At 55.0% G+C, this 21,327-nt stretch carries 18 protein-coding genes and 2 pseudogenes; 17 read left to right on the top strand and 3 right to left on the bottom strand.

All coding sequences use genetic code 11. The annotated features are described in order from the left end of the window. Nucleotides 1–9: 9 nt before the first annotated feature. The 6 genes from ACF8PE_RS17430 to opgB all read left to right on the top strand — a co-directional run bounded on the left by ACF8PE_RS17430 (nt 10) and on the right by opgB (nt 5,586). Nucleotides 10–651, top strand: coding sequence for a TetR family transcriptional regulator (locus tag ACF8PE_RS17430; protein WP_032616391.1), 642 nt, complete (start codon nt 10–12; stop codon nt 649–651). Between the two features lie 32 nt (nt 652–683). Next, nucleotides 684–1,112 (top strand): organic hydroperoxide resistance protein, encoded by a 429-nt coding sequence (locus tag ACF8PE_RS17425; protein ID WP_032616390.1) that lies wholly within the window; start codon nt 684–686, stop codon nt 1,110–1,112. Between the two features lie 106 nt (nt 1,113–1,218). Continuing rightward, complete coding sequence (dnaT, locus tag ACF8PE_RS17420; RefSeq protein WP_077227113.1) at nt 1,219–1,764, top strand: primosomal protein DnaT; 546 nt, start codon at nt 1,219–1,221, stop codon at nt 1,762–1,764. Continuing rightward, the gene (dnaC, locus tag ACF8PE_RS17415) at nt 1,761–2,498 is read left to right on the top strand and encodes a DNA replication protein DnaC (protein WP_032616388.1); all 738 of its coding nucleotides are present in this window, start codon (nt 1,761–1,763) and stop codon (nt 2,496–2,498) included. The genes dnaT and dnaC overlap by 4 nt, the downstream gene beginning before the upstream one ends. Before the next feature lie 85 nt (nt 2,499–2,583). Then, complete coding sequence (locus tag ACF8PE_RS17410) at nt 2,584–3,084, top strand: DUF2501 domain-containing protein (protein ID WP_392495123.1); 501 nt, start codon at nt 2,584–2,586, stop codon at nt 3,082–3,084. A 210-nt stretch (nt 3,085–3,294) separates the two neighbouring features. Beyond that, entirely contained in the window at nt 3,295–5,586 is a 2,292-nt protein-coding gene (gene opgB / locus ACF8PE_RS17405; RefSeq protein ID WP_392495122.1) for a phosphatidylglycerol--membrane-oligosaccharide glycerophosphotransferase, read from the top strand. Nucleotides 5,587–5,929: 343 nt separating this feature from the next. On the opposite strand, the gene tsr is transcribed toward opgB, so the two are convergent. Further along, nucleotides 5,930–7,594 carry a methyl-accepting chemotaxis protein gene (gene tsr / locus ACF8PE_RS17400; RefSeq protein ID WP_032616384.1) on the bottom strand — a complete coding sequence of 555 codons (1,665 nt, stop codon included), beginning with the start codon at nt 7,592–7,594 and terminating at the stop codon, nt 5,930–5,932. Between the two features lie 81 nt (nt 7,595–7,675). After that, the gene (gene hpaR / locus ACF8PE_RS17395) at nt 7,676–8,119 is read right to left on the bottom strand and encodes a homoprotocatechuate degradation operon regulator HpaR (RefSeq protein ID WP_032616383.1); all 444 of its coding nucleotides are present in this window, start codon (nt 8,117–8,119) and stop codon (nt 7,676–7,678) included. A 272-nt stretch (nt 8,120–8,391) separates the two neighbouring features. On the opposite strand from hpaR, the gene hpaG reads away from it, so the two are divergent. The 8 genes and pseudogenes from hpaG to hpaA all read left to right on the top strand — a co-directional run bounded on the left by hpaG (nt 8,392) and on the right by hpaA (nt 16,611). Continuing rightward, nucleotides 8,392–9,681 (top strand): 4-hydroxyphenylacetate degradation bifunctional isomerase/decarboxylase, encoded by a 1,290-nt coding sequence (gene hpaG, locus ACF8PE_RS17390; RefSeq protein WP_392495121.1) that lies wholly within the window; start codon nt 8,392–8,394, stop codon nt 9,679–9,681. Beyond that, on the top strand, nt 9,678–11,144 hold the full coding sequence (hpaE, locus tag ACF8PE_RS17385) for a 5-carboxymethyl-2-hydroxymuconate semialdehyde dehydrogenase (RefSeq protein ID WP_392495120.1): 1,467 nt from the start codon (nt 9,678–9,680) through the stop codon (nt 11,142–11,144). The genes hpaG and hpaE overlap by 4 nt, the downstream gene beginning before the upstream one ends. Before the next feature lies 1 nt (nt 11,145). Further along, nucleotides 11,146–11,997 carry a 3,4-dihydroxyphenylacetate 2,3-dioxygenase gene (gene hpaD, locus ACF8PE_RS17380; protein ID WP_032616380.1) on the top strand — a complete coding sequence of 284 codons (852 nt, stop codon included), beginning with the start codon at nt 11,146–11,148 and terminating at the stop codon, nt 11,995–11,997. Nucleotides 11,998–12,006: 9 nt separating this feature from the next. Continuing rightward, entirely contained in the window at nt 12,007–12,387 is a 381-nt protein-coding gene (locus ACF8PE_RS17375) for a 5-carboxymethyl-2-hydroxymuconate Delta-isomerase (RefSeq protein WP_103792691.1), read from the top strand. 202 nt (nt 12,388–12,589) lie between these two features. After that, complete coding sequence (gene hpaH / locus ACF8PE_RS17370; RefSeq protein WP_392495119.1) at nt 12,590–13,393, top strand: 2-oxo-hept-4-ene-1,7-dioate hydratase; 804 nt, start codon at nt 12,590–12,592, stop codon at nt 13,391–13,393. A 9-nt stretch (nt 13,394–13,402) separates the two neighbouring features. Further along, nucleotides 13,403–14,197, top strand: a pseudogene (gene hpaI / locus ACF8PE_RS17365) (4-hydroxy-2-oxoheptanedioate aldolase). 167 nt (nt 14,198–14,364) lie between these two features. Further along, complete coding sequence (gene hpaX / locus ACF8PE_RS17360) at nt 14,365–15,711, top strand: 4-hydroxyphenylacetate permease (protein WP_392495118.1); 1,347 nt, start codon at nt 14,365–14,367, stop codon at nt 15,709–15,711. Nucleotides 15,712–15,720: 9 nt separating this feature from the next. Next, entirely contained in the window at nt 15,721–16,611 is an 891-nt protein-coding gene (gene hpaA / locus ACF8PE_RS17355; protein ID WP_392495117.1) for a 4-hydroxyphenylacetate catabolism regulatory protein HpaA, read from the top strand. Between the two features lie 680 nt (nt 16,612–17,291). Here the strand turns inward: hpaA and ACF8PE_RS17350 are convergent. Beyond that, a complete protein-coding gene (locus tag ACF8PE_RS17350; RefSeq protein ID WP_392495116.1) occupies nt 17,292–17,897 on the bottom strand; it encodes a hypothetical protein in 606 nt (201 codons plus the stop codon). Nucleotides 17,898–18,348: 451 nt separating this feature from the next. On the opposite strand from ACF8PE_RS17350, the gene ACF8PE_RS17345 reads away from it, so the two are divergent. The 3 genes and pseudogenes from ACF8PE_RS17345 (at nt 18,349) to ACF8PE_RS17335 (ending at nt 21,042) form a co-directional block, all read left to right on the top strand. After that, on the top strand, nt 18,349–19,203 hold the full coding sequence (locus ACF8PE_RS17345; RefSeq protein WP_392495115.1) for a hypothetical protein: 855 nt from the start codon (nt 18,349–18,351) through the stop codon (nt 19,201–19,203). Between the two features lie 88 nt (nt 19,204–19,291). Then, nucleotides 19,292–20,176 carry a GTPase family protein gene (locus ACF8PE_RS17340; protein WP_155166291.1) on the top strand — a complete coding sequence of 295 codons (885 nt, stop codon included), beginning with the start codon at nt 19,292–19,294 and terminating at the stop codon, nt 20,174–20,176. Nucleotides 20,177–20,220: 44 nt separating this feature from the next. After that, nucleotides 20,221–21,042, top strand: a pseudogene (locus tag ACF8PE_RS17335) (DUF932 domain-containing protein). Nucleotides 21,043–21,327: the final 285 nt, after the last annotated feature.

Raw genomic sequence — 21,327 nt, 5'->3', positions numbered from 1 at the left:
GGAACGGATGTGTCTCACCCTGACAGCGAACACGCAGAAAACAGCGACGGATCCCGCCTGAAAGACAAAATTTTTCTGAGCGCCCTCTCGCTGTTTGCCGAGTACGGACTGAACGGCGCGCGCATGGAGCAAATTGCCGAGAAAGCAGGCACCACTAAACGCATGGTGGTGTATCACTTCAAAACCAAAGAAAACCTGTATCTGCTGGTGCTGGAGTATGTCTACACCCAGATCCGCGCCAGTGAAAAGCAGCTCAGTCTGGATGCCCTGCCGCCGGTCGAGGCGCTGGTGCAGCTGGTCGAAACCACCTTTGATTATCATGCTGACCACCCGGACTACATCCGCATTATCTGCATGGAGAACATGCAGCGCGGACGGTATATGCAGCAGTCGGCGCTGCTGCGCCAGGTGAACCGCAGTGCGCTGGATCTGCTGGAAACCATCCTTGAGCGTGGCAAAGCGAAGCAGCTGTTTAACCTGACGGTAAACGCCCGCGATCTGCACCGCCTGATCAGCAGCTTCAGCTTTCATTATGTGGCTAATAGCTACACCTTTACCCTGCTGTTTGAAGACGGGGCTGACGAGCAGGCCCAACGTCAGCACTACCGAAAGATGGCGGTTCAGGTTGCCTTGCGTTATACCTGTCCATAGCTTGCACACAACCCAGAGATAAGGATCCCAACATGTCTTTAGAGAAAGTTGTCTATACCGCCAGAGCCAAAGCCACCGGAGGCCGTGATGGCCGCGCCACTTCGTCTGACGGAGTGCTGGATGTCAAACTGGGCGTTCCCAAAGAGATGGGCGGCGCGGGCGGTGAAGTGACCAACCCGGAACAGCTGTTTGCCGCGGGCTATTCGGCCTGTTTCCTCGGTGCGATGAAGTTTGTGGCTAACCGCGACAAAATCACCATGCCGAAGGACGCTTTTATCGAAGGGGAAGTGGGTATCGGCCCACTGCCAACCGGGTTTGGTATTGAAGCGAAACTGAATATTCACCTGCCAGGGATGGACGCCGCCGAGGCGAAAAAACTGGTCGATGCGGCGCACATTGTCTGCCCGTACTCCAACGCCACCCGCAACAACATTGATGTGACGCTGAACATTATTTCCTGATTTTTCAGGGGGGCAGGAAGTGGCTATCAGACCCCTGCCTGCCCCCCTCCTCTCTGTGCTACCATAAGCCCATATCACGTCCGCAGTAATCCAGTAGAGAAGTATTATGTCTTCCAGAATCCTGACCACCAGCGTCACTGGCATTGATGCCTTTATGCACGATCCCCGCGGCGTGCTGGCCAATGCTGAAGGCGGTACCGTCGCCATTTTTGCCGATAACGCCCCGGCTTTTTATGCGATAACGCCACAGCGTCTGGCTCAACTGCTGGAGCTGGAAGCGCGCCTGTCGCGCCCGACCAGCGATGTCACTCTGGATAATCAATTTTTCGACGAACCCACCAGCGCCCCGATTGCGGTGCCGATGGGCAAATTCGCCATGTATAACGGCTGGCAGCCTGACCCCGACTTTCAACGCCAGGCGGCGCTGTGGGGCATTGCCCTCACCCAGCCCGTCGCCCCGGAAGAGCTGGCCGCCTTCACTGCTTACTGGCAGGCGGAAGGGAAAGTCTTCCATCATATTCAGTGGCAGCAAAAGCTGGCCCGCAGCGTACAGATCAACCGGGCCAGCAACGGCGCACAGTCAAAACGCGACGTGAATGCCTTTTCAGAACCGGATAAACAGATCCCCCACGGATTCCGAGGTGCCAAATGAAAGAGTTCGGCGAACTGATGAAGCGTCTGCAAAAGATCATGCCGGCCAACGTCAAACCGGCTTTTACCACCGGTGAAGAGCTGCTGGCGTGGCAGAAAGAGCAAGGTGAGATCCGCGCCGCGGCGCTGGCCCGTGAGAACCGCGCCATGAAGATGCAGCGCACCTTTAACCGCTCCGGTATTCGTCCCTTGCACCAGAACTGCTCCTTCGACAACTACAACGTGGAGAGCCAGGGGCAGCTAAAAGCCCTGCAACAGGCGCGCCAGTACGTCGAAGAGTTTGACGGCAACATCGCCAGCTTTATCTTCAGCGGCAAGCCGGGCACCGGCAAAAACCACCTTGCGGCGGCCATCTGCAACGAGCTGCTGCTGCGGGGCAAATCGGTGCTGATTATCACCGTAGCCGACATTATGTCGGCGATGAAAGACACCTTCAGCAACCGGGAAACCAGCGAAGAGCAGTTGCTGAACGATCTGAGCAATGTCGATCTGCTGGTTATCGATGAGATCGGCGTGCAGACCGAATCACGCTATGAAAAGGTGATCATCAACCAGATCGTCGATCGTCGCTCCTCCTCGAAGCGCCCCACCGGCATGCTCACCAACCACAACGTGGATGAGATGACCCGCCTGCTCGGCGAGCGAGTGATGGACCGCATGAAGCTCGGCAACAGCCTGTATGTCATTTTTGACTGGGAAAGCTATCGCAGCCGCGTTACCGGTAAAGAGTATTAGGATATTTTCCCGGGAACTCCGGTGCCGCGGGGGTTTATACTGCCTGCCACTCCGCCCCGGCGGGCAACCGACAGAGTAGCCTTTTATGAAAACACATTTTCTTCTCAGCGCCGCAGTAAGCGCACTGCTGGTCACCGGTGCGGCACAGGCGGCGGCACCTTCCTGGCAGGATTCGCTTAACAGCGCCGCCAGCCAGCTCGGTGCGGGCAACAGCACTACCACCACCCAGAACGGCGGTCTCTCCCTCTCCTCCCTGACTGGCCTGCTCAACAACGGCAGCCAGTCGCTCAGCGCCAGCAACATGAATAACGCGGCCGGGATCCTCGAATACTGCGCCAAAGAGAAGCTGGCCTCGATGACCGATGCCACCAATATTAAAAATCAGGTGCTGGGGAAATTAGGGCTGGAAACCCCGGAAGAGCAGCAGCAGGACACTAACTATCTGGAAGGAATTCAGGGTCTGCTGAACGCCAATAACGGCCAGCAACTGAATCTGGAAACCATCGGCAACACGCCGCTGGCGAAAAAGGTTAAAGCCCAGGCCTGTGATTTTGTCCTGAAACAGGGACTCAGCTTTATCTCCTGATCCTCTCGCGCCGCGACAAGCGTTGCGGCGTGTATTCCCCTGCATAAAGCGACGCCCGTCAAACATTGCATTTTCTAAACCAAATCCTAACAACAGCACAATTCCGTGACACTACAATTGCAGCTAAATGGCATCGCCATTACATTGTATAACCCAAAAATTATACAGTTAGTCCGCTAATCAGCGGCTGTCTTTGTTGAGGATAAGCTGTTGTCAGAGTTTATTTCTATTGCCCTGTTTATTGCCTCGGTGGTGATTTACGCTCGTAAAGCGGGACGTAATACCTGGTGGTTTGCCGTCACGCTTCTGGTGCTGGGGCTTTTTGTCGTTTTAAACATTACCCTCTATGCCAGCGACTATTTTACCGGGGACGGGATTAACGATGCCGTTCTTTATACTCTGACCAACAGCCTGACCGGCGCCGGGGTTAGTAAGTACATACTTCCTGGCGTGGGCGTGGTGGTTGCGCTGGTCGGCGTGTTTGCTCTGCTGGGCTGGATCCTGCGCCGCCGCCGTCACCATCCGCACCATCTCGGCTACAGCCTGCTGGCGCTGGTACTCGCGCTCGCCTCGGTGGATGCCAGCCCGGCGTTTCATCAGATCACCGAGCTGGTGAAATCCCAGTCGCGCGACGGCGATCCCGACTTTGCGGCCTATTACAAAGAGCCGGGTAAAACGATTCCGAATCCGAAGCTGAACCTCGTCTACATCTACGGCGAAAGTCTTGAGCGCACCTATTTTGATAACAACGCCTTCCCTGATCTCGCCCCTGAACTGGGGGCCATCAAGAACGAAGGGATCGATTTCAGCCACACCGCGCAGCTGCCGGGCACGGACTACACCATCGCCGGGATGGTCGCCTCTCAGTGCGGTATCCCGCTGTTCGCGCCCTTTGAAGGCAACGCTTCGGCCTCGGTCTCCAGCTTCTTCCCGAAAAATATCTGCCTTGGCGATATCCTGAAAAACTCCGGTTATCAGAACTATTTCGTGCAGGGTGCCAACCTGCGTTTTGCCGGAAAAGACGTCTTCCTGCAATCCCACGGCTTTGACCATCTGTACGGCGCAGAAGAGTTAAAAACCACCGTTGCTGACCCCTCTTACCGCAACGACTGGGGTTTTTACGACGACACGGTGCTGGATGAAACCTGGAAAAAATTCGAGGAGCTGTCGCAGTCTGGCAAGCGCTTCTCGCTGTTTGCCCTGACGGTAGATACCCACCACCCGGACGGCTTTATCTCCCGCACCTGCCAGCGCAAGAGCTACGCGATTAACGGCAAACCGAATCAGTCGTTCAGCGCGGTGGGCTGTAGCCAGGAGCATATCGCGGCGCTGATCGAAAAAATCAAAACCTCGCCGTACTTCAAAAACACGGTGATCGTGGTCTCTTCCGACCATCTGGCGATGAAAAATAGCGCCTGGGATGAGCTGAACAAGCAGGATCGCAGCAACCTGTTCTTTATCCTGCGAGGCGACAAACCCCAGCAGGAAGTGATGGCCGTGAAGCGCAACACCATGGATAACGGCGCAACGGTGCTGGATATTCTCGGCGGGGATAACTTTATCGGCCTTGGCCGCAGCAGCCTCTCCGGGCAGTCGCTGTCAGAGGTGTTCCTCAACATGAAGGACAAAATGCTGGCGTGGAAACCGGACGTTATCCGCCTGTGGAATTTCCCGAAAGAGCTGAAAGATTTCACCATCGACAGCCAGAAAAATATGATGGCCTTCTCCGGGAGCCACTTCCGTCTGCCGCTGCTGTTGCGCGTTTCTGATAAGCGTGTCGAACCGATGCCGGAAAGCGAATACTCGACCCCGCTGCGCTACCAGCTGGCCGACTTCGCCCCGCGGGATAACTTCGTCTGGGTCGACCGCTGCTACAAAATGGGCCAACTGTGGTCGCAGCCGCTGGCTCTCTCCACCGACTGGTGTGTTTCCCAGGGTCAGCTGGGCGGCGAACAGACCGTGCAGCGTGTCGATAAAGCGCAGTGGAAGGGCAAAACGGTCTTTAAAGAGACCGTTATCAACACCGACCGGTATCAGCACAACGTTGATACGTTGAGAGTGTCCGATAACGATATTCGCTACAAGGCGGATAGCTTCATCTTCAACGTGGCCGGTGCCCCGGAAGAGGTCAAGCAGTTCAGCGGCATTTCGCGCCCGGAAACCTGGGGACGCTGGTCGAACGCGCAGCTGGGGGATGAGGTGAAGATCGAATACAACCAGCCCCTGCCAGCGAAGTTTGATCTGGTGATCACCGCTAAAGCCTGGGGGGAAAATGCCAATAAACCGATTCCGGTGCGGATTGGGGATAAAGAGCAGACGTTAACGCTCGGTAAGGATGTCACCACCACCACGCTGCACTTCGACAATCCGTCGCGCAGCAGCACCCTGGTGATTGTCCCGCCTGCGCCGGAATCCACTAACGAGGGGAATATCCTCGGCCACTCCCCGCGCCAGTTGGGGATCGGCATGGTGGAGCTTAAAGTGGTTAATGCTGAAGGCTGATTGACTCAAAAACAGCGCCCGGACTCACCCCGGGCGCTGCGTTCGTACGAAGCATGTTGGTCAGGTTCCCCGGAATCATTCGGCGGCACTGCATACGCGTGGGCATGTTGGTAAGGTTCTCGGGAATTGGCCGGCAACGCTGCACTTGCGGAGAACTGTTGGTAAGGCTCTGAGGAATTGCCAGGTGGCGCGACGTTCGCGCGGGTCTACTCGTAAGGTTCTCAAGAATTGTCCAGCGGCGATGCGCTTATGCGGGCATGTGGAGAAAGGTTTTGAAGGCCGGGTAAGCGTAGCGCTACCCGGCCATCTCCAGCGCCCTGCCTGAACAGGGCGCTGTGCTACATCAGAAGGTTTCCCAGTTATCACCGCTGTCAGCAACGACCGCTTTACGCGTCGTCACAGGCGTTGCAGCGGTTTTCACCGCCGCGTTTGCGCGGGCTTTCTGCTGATCCTGCTGAATACGGAACACCGCCACGGCCTGAGTCAGGCGGCTCGCCTGCTCTTCCAGTGCCGCCGCCGCAGCTGCAGATTCCTGCACCAGGGAGGCGTTCTGCTGGGTTACGCGATCCATCTCGGCGACCGCCAGACCCACCTGGTCGATACCGCGGCTCTGCTCATCGGAAGCAGAAGCGATTTCGCCCATGATGTCAGTCACGCGGGTAACCGCGCTGACGATCTCGCCCATGGTTTCACCGGCGCTCTCTACCAGAGTAGAACCCAGCTCAACGCGACCTACGGAGTCTTCAATCAGGCTCTTAATTTCGCGTGCAGCCTGGGCGCTGCGCTGTGCCAGGTTACGCACTTCACCGGCAACAACCGCAAAGCCACGACCCTGCTCACCGGCACGCGCTGCTTCAACCGCGGCGTTCAGTGCCAGGATGTTGGTCTGGAAGGCAATGCCGTCGATCACGCTGATGATGTCAGCAATTTTCTGCGAGCTACCGGCGATGTCACGCATGGTTTGCACCACGTTATCCACCACTTTGCCGCCCTTCTGCGCCGTCTCGGACGCGCTCAGCGCCAGATGGCTTGCCTGACGGGCGTTCTCGGCGTTCTGCTTCACGGTCGCGGTCAGCTCTTCCATGCTGGCTGCGGTCTCTTCCAGCGAGGCCGCCTGCTGCTCGGTACGGGAGGAGAGATCGTTGTTGCCCATGGAGATTTCGCTCGCGCCGCTGTAAATGGCGTTGGCGCCATTACGCACGTCACCCACGGTACGCATCAGTTCAGCCTGCATATGGCGCAGCGTATCGGCCAGCTGGCCCATCTCGTTAGAACCGTCCACCTCGATGCGCTTCACCAGGTCGCCGCTGGCGATATGGCGAATACTGTCAGTCAGGCGATTCAGCGGGGAGATCAGGGCGTGACGGATACCGACCCAAACGCCGACAATCACCACCAGCACCAGGATCAGCACGCTTAACAGGATCCAGATCGCCTGGCTGTAGGAGCTGTTGCTGTCATCGACGGCGGTCTGATACAGATGATCGTTCTGCTGCAGATAGTTAACGTACTGCTTCTCAAAGCCGTCCTGATAGCCCTGGGTCGGCTGATCGAAGAATTCATTGATCTTGCCTGCACCCAGCAGTTGGATCAGCTCGGCCAGCGCGCCGTGATAGATATCGTAGTTACGTTTGATTTCTAGCGCGGCACCTTCGCTCTGACGCGGGTCACGCGGCAGGGCTTCGTATTCCGCCCAGCTTTTTTCCGCCTGCTTCAGGGAAGCAGAAGCAATCTGCATCAGATCGTTCACGGTCGCGCCGCTACCGATGTTGTTCTGATCCATCATGTAGCGGATGCCCGCGCGGTTCAGGGTGTTACGGGTTTGCAGCAACGCTACCCAGCTGCTGTTAAGCGTGGATTGTTGCTGACGAATGGTTTGCAGGACGGTGAAGTTTTCTTTGTCATGCTTCAGGGCATTAAAGAAAAGACCACCGGATGTGAGTTGTAAAAGGCCAAAAATAACCAAAACCAGCAATAAGCTGGTAACAATCTTGATACGATTTAACATGATTTCTCATTCCACCAGACAGGTACAGAATTTTCGGCCTGGGAAGCAAAAACTTTACGGAAATCATCCTGGAATTTGTGGCTACTCCTCTTCTTCCTGCGTTATGACGTGCCGGTTTCCAAGTTCGATAAACTCCTGCAGCAGCGCGGTCAGCTGCTTCATCTTCTCGGGCGAATATTCCATTTCAATGCGCTGATAGGCCTCTTCCACCTGCGCCTGAGCCAGCTCATACAGCGCGTTGCCCTCTTTGGTGAGGGACACATACAGCTTGCGCTGGTCGTTGAGCGGCTTTAAGCGCAGCACCAGCCCGTCGCGCTCCATGCGCGTGAGGATCCCGGTCAGGCTCGGGCGCAAAATGCAGGTGCGAAAAGCCAGATCGTGAAAATCCATCGACGGATGTTCTGCCAGCACACGTACGATCCGCCACTGCTGCTCCGTCAGATTGTGCTGCTTGATAATCGGGCGAAAAAAGGTCATCGCGGTTTCCCGCGCCTGGAGTAGTGCAATAGTTAACGAATCGTGCATGGCGCTCCCACCTCAATATCATTAATAACGAAACAATCAATGCCTCACGCGGCTTTACAGTGCCAGCGGCGCGGGTAAAAAGTCTAACAGATATCACATTAAAATTTTAGCTTATTGATTTATATAAAAACAAACAAATACATGTAAATTTATTGTTATTGATATCACAAATTATTTACTTCTGTTTGCCAAACGCACAGCGAGGGTCTAAAACCTATTCATTAACATATTAATGAACTCAAAACCCGCCAGCCGGGTCCGAGGAGAAAGGAATGAAAGGTACTGTTTTTGCGGTGGCACTCAATCACCGCAGCCAGCTCGACGCCTGGCGCGACGCATTTCATCAGCCCCCTTACAACACGCCGCCAAAAACCGCCGTCTGGTTTATTAAACCGCGCAATACCCTGATCCGCTCCGGCGATGCCATCCCGCATCCCGAAGGCGAACAGGTGATGAGCGGCGCGACGGTGGCGCTGATTGTTGGCAAGACCGCCACTCACGTCAGCCCGGAAGAGGCCACCGACTACATTGCCGGTTACGCGCTGGCGAACGAGGTAAGCCTGCCGGAAGAGAGCTTCTACCGCCCGGCGATCAAAGCCAAATGCCGGGACGGTTTTTGCCCTGTGGGTGAGCGCGCGTCGATCGCGAATATTGATAACCTGACCATCATCACCGAGATCAACGGTCAGGAAGTGGATCGCTGGAACACCGCCGACCTGCAACGCAACGCCGCCACCCTGCTGAGCGAACTGAGCGCCTTCGCCACCCTCAACCCGGGCGACGCCATTCTGCTGGGCACCCCGCAGTCCCGCGTGGCCCTGCATCCGGGCGACCAGGTGCGTGTACTGGCTGAAGGGTTACCGACGCTGGAAAACAGCGTGATCAACGCTCGCGAGCTGCCCACGAACCACACCTTCGCCTGGCCGCTCTCCACCAGTGGCACGCTGTTTGCCCTGGGGCTGAACTACGCCGATCACGCCAGCGAGCTGGACTTTAAACCGCCCACCGAGCCGCTGGTGTTTATCAAAGCGCCGAACACTTTTAACGCACATAACCAGTCCTCGGTGCGCCCGGACAACGTTGAATACATGCACTACGAAGCCGAGCTGGTGGTGGTGATCGGCAAAACCGCGCGCAACGTCGCCGAAGCCGACGCCATGGAATATGTGGCGGGCTACACGGTGTGTAACGACTACGCGATCCGCGACTACCTGGAAAACTACTACCGCCCTAACCTGCGGGTGAAGAGCCGTGATGGCCTGACCCCGATTGGCCCGTGGATCGTGGATAAATCGGCGATTGCCGATCCGCACAATCTGACTCTGCGCACCTGGATAAATGGCGAGCTACGCCAGCAGGGCAGCACCGCCGATCTGATCTTCAGCATCCCGTTCCTGATCGCATATTTGAGTGAATTTATGACGCTGCAGCCGGGCGACATGATCGCCACCGGCACGCCAAAAGGGCTGGCTGACGTGCGTCCGGGCGATGAAGTAGTCGTGGAAGTGGAAGGCGTTGGCCGTCTGGTCAACCGGATTGTGAGTGAGGAGACGGCAAAATGAAAAAGATTAACCACTGGATCAACGGCAAAAACGTGGCGGGTAATGAGTACTTCCACACCACTAACCCCGCCACTGGTGAGGTGCTGGCTGAAGTAGCCTCGGGCGGTGAAGCCGAGATCGGCCAGGCAGTTGAGGCCGCGAAAGCGGCGTTCCCGAAATGGGCCAACCTGCCGATGAAAGAGCGCGCGCGCCTGATGCGTCGTCTGGGCGATCTGATCGACCAGAACGTGCCGGAGATCGCCGCGATGGAGACCGCCGACACCGGCCTGCCGATCCACCAGACCAAAAACGTGCTGATCCCGCGTGCGTCGCACAACTTCGAGTTCTTTGCCGAAGTGTGCCAGCAGATGAACGGCAAGACCTACCCGGTCGACGACAAGATGCTCAACTACACCCTGGTGCAGCCGGTAGGGGTATGTGCCCTGGTCTCGCCGTGGAACGTACCCTTTATGACCGCCACCTGGAAGGTCGCGCCCTGCCTGGCGCTGGGCAACACCGCGGTCTTAAAGATGTCTGAGCTGTCGCCGCTGACCGCCGATCGTCTTGGCGAACTGGCGCTGGAAGCGGGTATTCCGGCAGGCGTGCTGAACGTGGTGCAGGGCTATGGTGCCACGGCAGGTGACGCGCTGGTGCGCCATCAGGACGTGCGCGCCGTCTCCTTTACCGGCGGCACCGCCACCGGACGCCGGATTATGCAGACCGCTGGCCTGAAAAAATACTCCATGGAGCTTGGCGGTAAATCGCCGGTACTGGTGTTTGAGGACGCCGACATCGAACGCGCCCTGGATGCCGCCCTGTTCACCATTTTCTCGATCAACGGCGAACGCTGCACCGCCGGCTCACGCATCTTTATCCAGCAGAGCATCTACCCGGAATTCGTAAAACGTTTTGCCGAACGCGCCAACCGCCTGCGTGTAGGCGACCCAACCGATCCAAACACCCAGATCGGGGCGCTGATCAGCCAGCAGCACTGGGAGAAAGTCTCCGGCTATATCCGCCTCGGCATTGAAGAGGGTACCACCCTGCTGGCGGGCGGGCCGGACAAACCGACCGATCTGCCTGCACACCTTCGCGGCGGCAACTTCCTGCGCCCGACCGTGCTGGCGGACGTCGATAACCGCATGCGCGTGGCGCAGGAGGAGATCTTCGGGCCGGTGGCCTGCCTGCTGCCGTTCAAGGACGAAGCGGAAGGGCTGCGTCTGGCAAACGATGTGGAGTACGGCCTGGCGTCCTATATCTGGACCCAGGACGTCGGCAAGGTGCTGCGCCTGGCGCGCAACATCGAGGCGGGCATGGTGTTCGTCAACACCCAGAACGTGCGCGACCTGCGCCAGCCGTTCGGCGGCGTGAAGGCCTCTGGCACCGGGCGTGAGGGTGGCGAGTACAGTTTTGAGGTGTTCGCGGAGATGAAGAACGTCTGTATCTCCATGGGCGACCACCCGATTCCGAAGTGGGGAGTGTGATATGGGCAAGCTAGCGTTAGCCGCAAAAATTACCCATGTGCCGTCGATGTACCTCTCTGAGATACCGGGCAAAAACTTTGGCTGCCGTCAGGGAGCCATCGACGGGCATAAAGAGATCAGCAGACGCTGCCGTGAGCTGGGGGTCGATACCATTATTGTCTTCGACACCCACTGGCTGGTGAACAGCGCCTACCACATCAACTGTGCGGATCATTTTGCCGGGGTCTACACCAGCAACGAGCTGCCGCACTTTATCCGCGACATGACCTATGACTACAACGGCAACCCCGAGCTGGGCCAGTTGATCGCCGACGAAGCCGTGGCTAAGGGCGTGCGCGCCAAAGCGCACAACATCCCGAGTCTGAAGCTGGAGTACGGCACCCTGGTGCCGATGCGTTACATGAATGCGGATAAGCATTTCAAAGTGGTCTCTATCTCGGCGTTCTGCACCGTGCATGACTTTGCCGACAGCCGCAGGCTGGGAGAGGCCATTGTCAGCGCCATCGAAAAATATGACGGCACCGTGGCGGTGCTGGCCAGCGGTTCGCTGTCGCACCGTTTCATTGACGACCAGCGGGCAGAAGAAGGGATGAACAGCTACACCCGCGAGTTCGACCGCCAGATGGACGAGCGGGTAGTGAAGCTGTGGCGCGAAGGCCAGTTCAAAGAGTTTTGCAACATGCTGCCGGAGTACGCCGACTACTGCTACGGCGAAGGTAATATGCACGACACGGTGATGCTGCTGGGCGTGCTCGGCTGGGACAAATACGACGGTAAGGTGGAGTTTCTCACCGAGCTGTTCCCCAGCTCCGGCACCGGCCAGGTTAACGCCGTCTTCCCTCTGCCCGCATAAGGACGCCCCATGCCGCACTTTATTGTCGAATGTACCGAAAACATCCGTGAGCAGGCCGATCTCCCGGGTCTGTTCGCCACCGTCAACGAGGCGCTGGCCGCCACCGGCATTTTCCCCCTCGGCGGCATTCGCAGCCGCGCGCACTGGGTGGACACCTGGCAGATGGCCGACGGTAAGCACGATTACGCCTTTGTGCATATGACGCTGAAGATCGGCACCGGGCGCAGCCTGGAGAGCCGCCAGCAGGTGGGTGAGATGTTGTTTACGTTGATCAAAAGCCATTTCGCCGGGCTGATGGCGGCGCGCTATCTGGCGTTGTCGTTTGAAATTGAAGAGCTGCATCCGACGCTCAATTACAAACAGAACAACGTGCACGCCTTGTTTAAGTAGTACCGGCACGGTCTGTCCCCTTCTCCTTTATTGGGAAGAAGGAGAAAACCGCACCGCGCACAGTCTGTCCCCTCTCCCCTTTGGGGAGAGGGTTAGGGTGAGGGGAAATCGCTGCGGCCGGATGCCCTCACCCCGGCCCTCTCCCACCAGGAGAGTGAGAAAACAAACACGACGCCTCACCCGGCAAAAACAGGAAACCGCCATGCTCGATAAACATACCCATACCCTGATTGCCCATCGCCTGCATCAGGCGGAACAGACCCGGGAGCAGATCCGTCAGATCTCCCTCGATTACCCGACGATCACCCTCGACGATGCCTACGCCGTGCAGCGAGAATGGGTGAGCCTGAAAATCGCCGAAGGCCGCACATTGAAAGGCCACAAAATCGGCCTGACCTCCAAAGCAATGCAGGCCAGCTCGCAGATCAGCGAACCGGACTACGGCGCGCTGCTGGACGACATGTTTTTCCACGACGGCAGCGACATCCCGACCGACCGCTTTATCGTTCCGCGCATCGAAGTGGAGCTGGCCTTTGTGCTGGCGAAGCCGCTGCGTGGCCCGAACTGCACGATGTTCGACGTCTATAACGCCACGGACTACGTGATCCCGGCCCTGGAGCTGATCGACGCCCGCTGCCACAACATCGATCCCGAAACCCAGCGTCCGCGCAAAGTGTTCGACACCATCTCCGATAACGCCGCCAACGCCGGGGTGATCCTCGGTGGCCGCCCGATCCGCCCGGACGAGCTTGATCTGCGCTGGATCTCCGCCCTGCTCTACCGCAACGGCGTGATCGAAGAGACCGGCGTCGCCGCGGGCGTGCTTAACCACCCGGCCAACGGCGTGGCGTGGCTGGCGAACAAGCTGGCACCCTATGACGTACAGCTGGAGCCGGGACAGATCATCCTCGGCGGTTCCTTCACCCGCCCGGTAACCGCCAGCAAGGGCGACACCTTCCACGTCGATTACGGCAATATGGGCTGCATCAGCTGCCGCTTTGTGTAGGAGACCACCATGCAAAATGCATTCAAAGCGGCGCTGAAAGCCGGCACACCGCAAATCGGCTTATGGCTGGGGCTGACCAGTAGCTACAGCGCCGAACTGCTGGCCGGGGCAGGCTTCGACTGGCTGCTGATCGATGGCGAGCACGCCCCCAACAACGTGCAAACCGTCCTGACCCAGCTTCAGGCTATCGCCCCCTACCCCAGCCAGCCAGTGGTTCGTCCGTCGTGGAACGATCCGGTGTAGATCAAACAGCTGCTGGACGTGGGGGCGCAGACCCTGCTGATCCCGATGGTGCAAAACGCCGACGAAGCGCGGCTGGCAGTACGCTCGACCCGTTATCCGCCTGCGGGTATTCGCGGCGTCGGCAGCGCGCTGGCGCGGGCATCACGCTGGAACCGTATTCCTGATTACCTGCATCAGGCCAACGACGCCATGTGCGTGCTGGTGCAGATTGAGACCCGCGAGGCACTGAAAAACCTGCCGCAGATCCTGGATGTAGACGGGGTGGACGGCGTGTTTATCGGTCCGGCGGATCTCAGCGCCGACATGGGCTTGGCCGGTAATCCTCAGCACCCGGAGGTGCAGGCCGCTATCGAACAGGCCATCGCGCAGATCCTGAGCGCGGGGAAAGCCCCCGGCATCCTGATGGCGAACGAACAGCTGGCCCGACGCTATCTCGAACGCGGCGCGCTGTTTGTCGCCGTCGGCGTGGATACCACCCTGCTCGCCCGCGGCGCCGAAGCGCTGGCAGCACGTTTTATCGATAAACCCGTTAGCTCTGACAACAATAAATCCGTCTACTAAAAGACTGTCTTATCAGACGAAATTTTCGCAGCCAGTTTGAACCCGAACAGCGCGCAGCAACCGGAACGTACACACAGTACGAAAGGATTGCGAGCACTGCCCAGGTACAAACTGGCAAGTTAACTCGCCTGATGAGCCAGGCTCTAACGTATGATGTGGAGCGCACTATGACGATTTCTACCCTGCAAGATAATAAAGCCGTTGAACATCGCGTTATTAATAAGCTGTTTCGTCGTTTGATCGTGTTTCTCTTTATTCTGTTTGTCTTCTCGTTCCTTGACCGCATCAATATCGGCTTTGCCGGGCTGACGATGGGCAAAGATCTGGGCCTCACCTCGACGATGTTTGGCCTGGCCGCCACGCTGTTTTACGTCACCTATGTGCTGTGCGGGATCCCCAGCAACATCATGCTGGCGAAGATCGGCGCGCGGCGCTGGATCGCCGGGATCATGGTGGTATGGGTCATCGCCTCAACCTGCACCATGTTTGCCGCCAGCCCGCAGACGCTCTACATCCTGCGCATGTTGGTGGGTATTGCCGAGGCCGGTTTCCTGCCGGGGATCCTGGTCTATCTCACCTGGTGGTTCCCCTCTTATCATCGCGCCCGCGCCAACGCGCTCTTTATGATCGCCATGCCGGTGACCATGATGCTCGGCTCGATCCTCTCGGGTTATATCCTGGCGCTGGACGGGCTGTGGAACCTGAAGGGCTGGCAATGGCTGTTCCTGCTGGAGGGACTGCCGTCGGTGGTGCTGGGCGTGGTGACCTGGTTCTTCCTGAACGACACGCCGGATCAGGCCACCTGGCTGGACGACGAAGAGAAGCAGACCCTGAAAACGATGATCGCCCGTGAGCAGGAGAACGCCGTGGCGCACGCCGCTACGCCGCGCTCGACGCTACGCGAAGTGCTGACCCCGGCGGTGCTGCTCTATACCCTGGCGTATTTCTGCCTGACCAACACCCTGAGCGCCATTAACATCTGGACGCCGCAGATCCTGCAAAGCTTCAACACCGGCAGCAGCAATATCGTGATTGGCCTGCTGGCGGCGATCCCGCAGTTTTGCACCATTCTCGGGATGCTGTGGTGGAGCCGCCGCTCGGACAGGCTGAAAGAACGAAAAAAGCACACCATCCTGCCGTACCTGTTTGCGGCGGCGGGATGGCTGCTGGCGTCCGCGAGCGATCACAGCCTGATCCAACTGCTTGGCATCATCATGGCCTCAACCGGATCGTTTACCGCCATGGCGATCTTCTGGACCACCCCGGATCAGGTTATTAGCCTGCAATCCCGGGCGGTGGCGCTGGCGGTGATCAACGCCATCGGTAACGTTGGATCCGCCGTCAGCCCGCTATTGATCGGTATTCTGCGCGACGCAACCGGCAGCTTCAGCTCCGGGCTGTGGTTTGTGGCCGGGCTGCTGGTATTGGGTGCGCTGGTGCTGACGCGGATCCCGATGACGCGGCAGGAGAGCCGTGAAAGTGCGCCGGGGATGGCGGCGCAGAAGATCCACTGAGGAGCAGTTATGTGCCAGAGCCCGATTGCCAATATCGATGTCAGTAAAGAGTACGACGAGAGTCTGGGGACGGACGATGTGCATTATCAGTCCTTTGGCCGGATGGCGGCCTTTTTTGGCCGCGATATGCAGGCCCATCGCCACGACCACTATTTTCAGATGCACTTTCTCGATACCGGGCAGATCGAACTGCAGTTGGACGATCACCGCTACTCGGTGCAGGCACCGCTGTTTGTTCTCACCCCGCCTTCGGTGCCGCACGCATTCTTTACCGAATCGGACAGCGACGGTCATGTGCTGACGGTGCATGAGGATCTGATCTGGCCGCTGCTTGAGGTACTTTACCCCGGCACCCGGGAGACCTTCGGGCTGCCGGAGATCTGCCTGTCGCTCGCTGACAAACCGGACGAGCTGGCGGCGCTCTCTTATTACTGGCGGCTGATTGAACGTGAGTCCACCGCCCAGCTTGCCGGGCGGGAACATACTCTGGTGCTGCTGGCGCAGGCCGTATTCACCCTGCTGCTGCGTAACGCCAGGCTTGACGATCACGCCGCGAACGGCATGCGCGGCGAGCTGAAACTGTTTCAGCGTTTCAACCAGATGGTCGACGGCCACTTCCACCAGCACTGGACGGTGCCCGATTACGCCCGCGAACTGCACCTCACCGAATCGCGCCTGACCGACATCTGTCGCCGCTTCGCCAACCGCCCGCCAAAACGGCTGATCTTCGACCGCCAGCTTCGCGAGGCCAGGCGGCTGCTGCTCTTCTCCGACAACACGGTCAGTGAAATTGCCTGGCAACTGGGGTTTAAAGATCCGGCCTATTTCGCCCGATTTTTTAACCGGCTGGTGGGATGCTCGCCGAGCAGGTATCGGGCGCAGAAGGTGCCGGTGTCTTAATTTTTACTCCCCTGAAATAGCCAGATTCGCTCTTTTCAAGATGGCGCTATGCTTACCGAAGCTATGGAAATATTGATTTACGCGCACTCTTTCAGATACTGCTCTGCAGAGGGATCTGACGTGATTTTGCATGCTGGGCAGGGATAAGGTCGATAGTAATCCCGCTTACTGAAAGGGTGCTCTTGGTAACGAGATGTACCCTGGGTATTAATCGTAATTAGTGAGTCTACAGGATTCTAACAAATAAAATTCAGCTGCTTGCCGTAGGAAACCTTGCGGTTAGTTATAAAGAGTCTTTCGCTCATGCAGACTAATATTTGAAAACAGCTTTCTCCAAAAAGAAATAGATAACTTTCGCCTCGTTCATGATGCTTTACCTCTTAACAGAAGTTCACTTTGCATCAATGTGGTAGGGATTAGATAAGTAGAAGCTTCTCTCACATCATTTTATTCAGCATTGGCTGCGACTTATCAGCGTGAAAACATATATACAGTCTGTCTTAGTGATTTGTAAGTATCCTTATAATTAAGTTATTTGCTATTGAAGCTAGCTCAAAAATCGGCAGTTGAACGCTAATCAGGAAGGTAAAATCACATATATTAACACGTTCTTTTCAGTTATACTCATTGATAACAGTATATTGAATGCTATTATGCTCACTAGTATCCTTTAACAGATATCAGCCCACCGAAACTAAAGACTTTCGATCGTGCTGTCTTGGCCTCCCTCTGCGAGATTTATCGGGTGTTGTGCTGAATCTGCTAAGAACTCCATCAGGCTTTTGCTCTGTCTTTGCCATATAGCTGAGAATATATTTCATGGCATTCACACCCGATTCGTCATCATATTCAGTCATCTCTTCACTCCTGACTTTATAATGGCGCTGGGGGATACATCGATGGGCATACCCTTCATCTTCAGTAATGCTCCTCCAATGTTTCTCTATTTCACGGAATATCGGCCATGCTTTGGCACGTTGCTGTCCATTGATAAATATTGCACAGTGAGCATGATAACGGTGGCCGGTTCCATATTCAGCCACCCAATTATAACCGGCAATACCGTTGATATCGTCTAGCCGGGTTTCCAACTGAACCATATCGGCGCACAGGCCATAAACATCCTGATGAGTGAATTCAGGCAAGTGACGCAGATAAGCAAAATCAACTCTCAGAAGAATAAGCTTTGAATATCTTCGGAAGAGATTATCAACATGACGGTGTAACTGAGATTCCAGCTCAGGATAAGTCGGGTGATTAGGGTTTGTGATGCGGTGTGTACTCATGGTGCATTCCCCATTATATCGTTTCATGAACATGTGAGGATGGCGTAATTTTTAATCTGATTACTGTTGGTGACGGTTTTAATGGGTTTGTTTGTGTGGATTGATATTCATAGCGGGACAGATATTATTCAGAATAACAGTAATAACCTTATTTAATCCTAACCGCCTCACACTTTGGGTTACGGTATCCAATACATCTTTTTACGCCTCTGTTTATCAAGCTCCAACGGCAGAAAAGCTCCCACCGCAGACTCGTAAAACTGTGTGGTTAAATCGTAATTTTTACCCTCATTGAGACTGGTTCATAGCAGTGATGATACTGCTCAGGTGTTCAAGTAAGTCACGCTGAATCCTTGGTAAAATCGCTATAATTTTGTGATAAAACAACCATAAAGTCACTCGAATTTATGATAAAATCACGGTGTGAATTTGTTTGAATGGGTGAGTACTAATGGATCGTGATTATGTTTCAGAAAAAGATGTCAGAAAATGCCAGTTTTATGTTCGCTACATTGAACAGGTTAATAATGCAAAAATAAAGATTAAAACTAACTTTAACTGGAATGATAAATCCGGGAATGCTGATGAAACATGCTACTGGATTAATAACGTTCTTAATTCTTCCTTTAGGGGGGATGAAAGAGATATAAACGAGTTCGTGAAAAGAATGGAGTCCTTCTGCAAAGATGAAATTTTACCACTAACAGAATTTGACTGGATTAAAAATAACAAAAGGATTTGTTTATGGTTATGGCATCAAACTATTCGTTATAGTTACAGACGTGGTGATGCATTTCCAGAACACAGGGGGAGATTCGAAGCTCTGGTAGAATATTTTGATTCCCTGAATGAATCAGGCAACCGAAAAAGAGAATTAATCAACAACTTCAGAGGTGACTGGCAAAGAAAGGGAAATACATCCGACCCATTTATTAGTGAAAGTGCAGATGTAATAAATTATCTGTGGCGTTACTCAATAAAACTGCATGATAATATCACCAGACACTTCTCCCCGATTAGTGATGAAGACAGGAAGATATGCCTCACCGGTTTTTATGATTGCATTCTGGATACACCAGAGAAAAAAGAGTTGTTTCTGCGAAAGATAAAAAGCGCACTGTCCTCGCATAAACACCGGAAAAAGGCGGGCAAGGGCAATATTAATAAGAATTTTTTACTATCCCTGAACAACAATGAAAAAATGAATGAGATGATTATGCTCGCTGGTATCAAACGTGATGATTTTATGAATCGCCTGATTGCTGAGGAATATGAAAGGCGTAAAAATACAAGCGGACAATCTTAAATAATTTTCAGTTATATATTACTCCAGTGAATCCGTGAGGGATACGTAAGTATTCCTCTTCTTTTAGCTATTCACAAAGGTGATATCTATGGACGAAAAGTCTGCACTTAAGCTGTTACACTCCCCCCTTGAAATCCTGCCCTCAACTGTAGCCCGGGGGATTATCCAGCGTCTGGACAGTGTCATTAATTACCAGCCAGTGATTGGTATTATGGGCAAAACGGGGGCGGGAAAATCCAGCCTGTGTAATGCCCTGTTTCAGAAGCCGGTATCAGCAGTTGGTCATTCCCGGGCCTGTACTCGTGAACCCCAGCGTTTTCACTTAAAGGCGGGTAACCGCATTGTGACGCTTATTGATCTGCCTGGTGTGGGAGAAAGTCAGGAATATGATGAAGAATATCGTGCACTGTATCAGTCAGTATTGCCTGAGCTGGATTTGATACTCTGGCTGATTAAGGCAGATGACCGGGCGCTGTCGGTTGATGGGGAGTTCTGGCATAATGTCTTACGACCCGGCACACAACATAGCGATAAGGTTCTGGTTATCGTTTCGCAGGGAGACAAAACAGAACCCTGTCGTGAATGGGATGGTACGTTGAATACGCCTTCAGCTGCTCAATTAGTTCACATGCAGGATAAAACTGACGTTATTCGCCGCTTATTCCGTGCCCCGTCACTCCCTGTCGTGGCAGTCTCTGCGGACACTGGCTGGCAAATGCAGGCGCTGGTAGAAACAATGTTTAACTCTCTTCCCGCCCGCTCCAGCAGTGCGGTCAGTTCCCTGGTTAACCCGCTTTACCGTAACGAAACCGTATTAAAAAAAGCCCGTCAGGATTTCGGTGATGTGCTCGATGAAACGCTGAGCGCCTGCGTTGACGAGTTTTCGCTTCCCCGCGCGGTCACCCATGTTGTCCGCAAAGTCATTGATACCGTAGTCAGCACAGCCCGCAGCATCTGGAATTTCTTCTTTTGACTCCCTTACGGCTTCTGCCTGTTGGCAGAAGCCGTGAGCCCATTATGACCCGATTAGCATCCCGCTTTGGTGCGGTGAATCTCGTTCGCCGTGACCGTCCGTTAACCCATGAGGAACTTATTCATTATGTACCGAGTGTGTTCAGCGAAGAAAAACATGAATCCCGCAGCGCACGTTACACGTACATTCCCACGATCACACTGCTGGATAACCTGAAGAATGAAGGCTTCCAGCCCTTCTTTGCCTGCCAGACCCGTGTCCGGAATCCGGATAAACGTGAGCATACCAAACATATGCTTCGCCTGCGTCGTGAAGGACATATCACCGGTAAACAAGTTCCGGAGATCATTTTGCTGAACAGCCATGATGGCTCCAGCTTCTATCAGATGCTGCCGGGTTTATTCAGATCAGTTTGTCAGAATGGTTTGATTTGCGGAGAGAGTTTTGGCGAGGTGCGCGTGCCTCACAAAGGCAACGTGGTGGAGAAAGTCATTGAGGGGGCGTACGAAGTGCTGGGCATCTTTGACCGTGTGGAAGAGAAACGCGATGCCATGGAATCCCTGCTGTTACCTCCACCCGCCATGCAGGCGTTAGCACAAGCGGCATTAACCTGGCGTTTTGGGGAATAGCATCAGCCGGTGACTGAATCACAAATCCTTTCCCCGCGACGCTGGCAGGATGAAAGCAACGATTTGTGGACGACTTACCAGCGCATTCAGGAAAACCTGATTAAGGGTGGATTACCGGGGCGTACAGATACAGGTGGCCGCACTCATACCCGGGCAGTTAAAGGCATTGAGGGAGACGTGAAGCTCAATCGCGCCCTGTGGGTGATGGCCGAGAATATGTTGCAACTGGCTTCCTGAAGTGCAAATAGTGATTGACTGCGCCAATCAATAACTGAAAACCGGTCAACGGCAACGCCCTAGCTACCTTCTGCACATCATTAGCGTTGTTGTGACTTCAACACGGCAATTTATCGCCATCCTGCTACTTAACACATTTAATCCTGAAATTAAGGATATGAAAAATTAAACCGCTTCATTGCACGTATTATCGGGCATTATTCTGGTTACAGGATCATTATTAATACCTGTTGCCGGTCACGCCGGAAATTACGGTGATTATATTCCATACAGACTCATTAATCA

Source organism: Leclercia sp. GLN_9 (assembly GCF_043105735.1).
Classification (GTDB): Bacteria; Pseudomonadota; Gammaproteobacteria; order Enterobacterales; family Enterobacteriaceae; genus Enterobacter; species Enterobacter adecarboxylatus.
The sequence above is the reverse complement of the archived record's forward strand: the minus strand, read 5'-3'. Positions and strand labels throughout refer to the sequence as shown.

Bases quoted from the DNA above. Each gene is read 5' to 3' on its own strand.
- hpaE (WP_392495120.1), top strand. From the start codon at position 9,678: ATGAAAAAGATTAACCACTGGATCAACGGCAAAAACGTGGCGGGTAAT.
- hpaX (WP_392495118.1), top strand. From the start codon at position 14,365: ATGACGATTTCTACCCTGCAAGATAATAAAGCCGTTGAACATCGCGTT.
- ACF8PE_RS17345 (WP_392495115.1), top strand. From the start codon at position 18,349: ATGGATCGTGATTATGTTTCAGAAAAAGATGTCAGAAAATGCCAGTTT.
- hpaG (WP_392495121.1), top strand. From the start codon at position 8,392: ATGAAAGGTACTGTTTTTGCGGTGGCACTCAATCACCGCAGCCAGCTC.
- ACF8PE_RS17350 (WP_392495116.1), bottom strand. From the start codon at position 17,897: ATGAGTACACACCGCATCACAAACCCTAATCACCCGACTTATCCTGAG.
- tsr (WP_032616384.1), bottom strand. From the start codon at position 7,594: ATGTTAAATCGTATCAAGATTGTTACCAGCTTATTGCTGGTTTTGGTT.
- ACF8PE_RS17375 (WP_103792691.1), top strand. From the start codon at position 12,007: ATGCCGCACTTTATTGTCGAATGTACCGAAAACATCCGTGAGCAGGCC.
- ACF8PE_RS17410 (WP_392495123.1), top strand. From the start codon at position 2,584: ATGAAAACACATTTTCTTCTCAGCGCCGCAGTAAGCGCACTGCTGGTC.
- hpaD (WP_032616380.1), top strand. From the start codon at position 11,146: ATGGGCAAGCTAGCGTTAGCCGCAAAAATTACCCATGTGCCGTCGATG.
- dnaT (WP_077227113.1), top strand. From the start codon at position 1,219: ATGTCTTCCAGAATCCTGACCACCAGCGTCACTGGCATTGATGCCTTT.
- hpaR (WP_032616383.1), bottom strand. From the start codon at position 8,119: ATGCACGATTCGTTAACTATTGCACTACTCCAGGCGCGGGAAACCGCG.
- dnaC (WP_032616388.1), top strand. From the start codon at position 1,761: ATGAAAGAGTTCGGCGAACTGATGAAGCGTCTGCAAAAGATCATGCCG.
- hpaH (WP_392495119.1), top strand. From the start codon at position 12,590: ATGCTCGATAAACATACCCATACCCTGATTGCCCATCGCCTGCATCAG.
- hpaA (WP_392495117.1), top strand. From the start codon at position 15,721: ATGTGCCAGAGCCCGATTGCCAATATCGATGTCAGTAAAGAGTACGAC.
- ACF8PE_RS17340 (WP_155166291.1), top strand. From the start codon at position 19,292: ATGGACGAAAAGTCTGCACTTAAGCTGTTACACTCCCCCCTTGAAATC.
- ACF8PE_RS17425 (WP_032616390.1), top strand. From the start codon at position 684: ATGTCTTTAGAGAAAGTTGTCTATACCGCCAGAGCCAAAGCCACCGGA.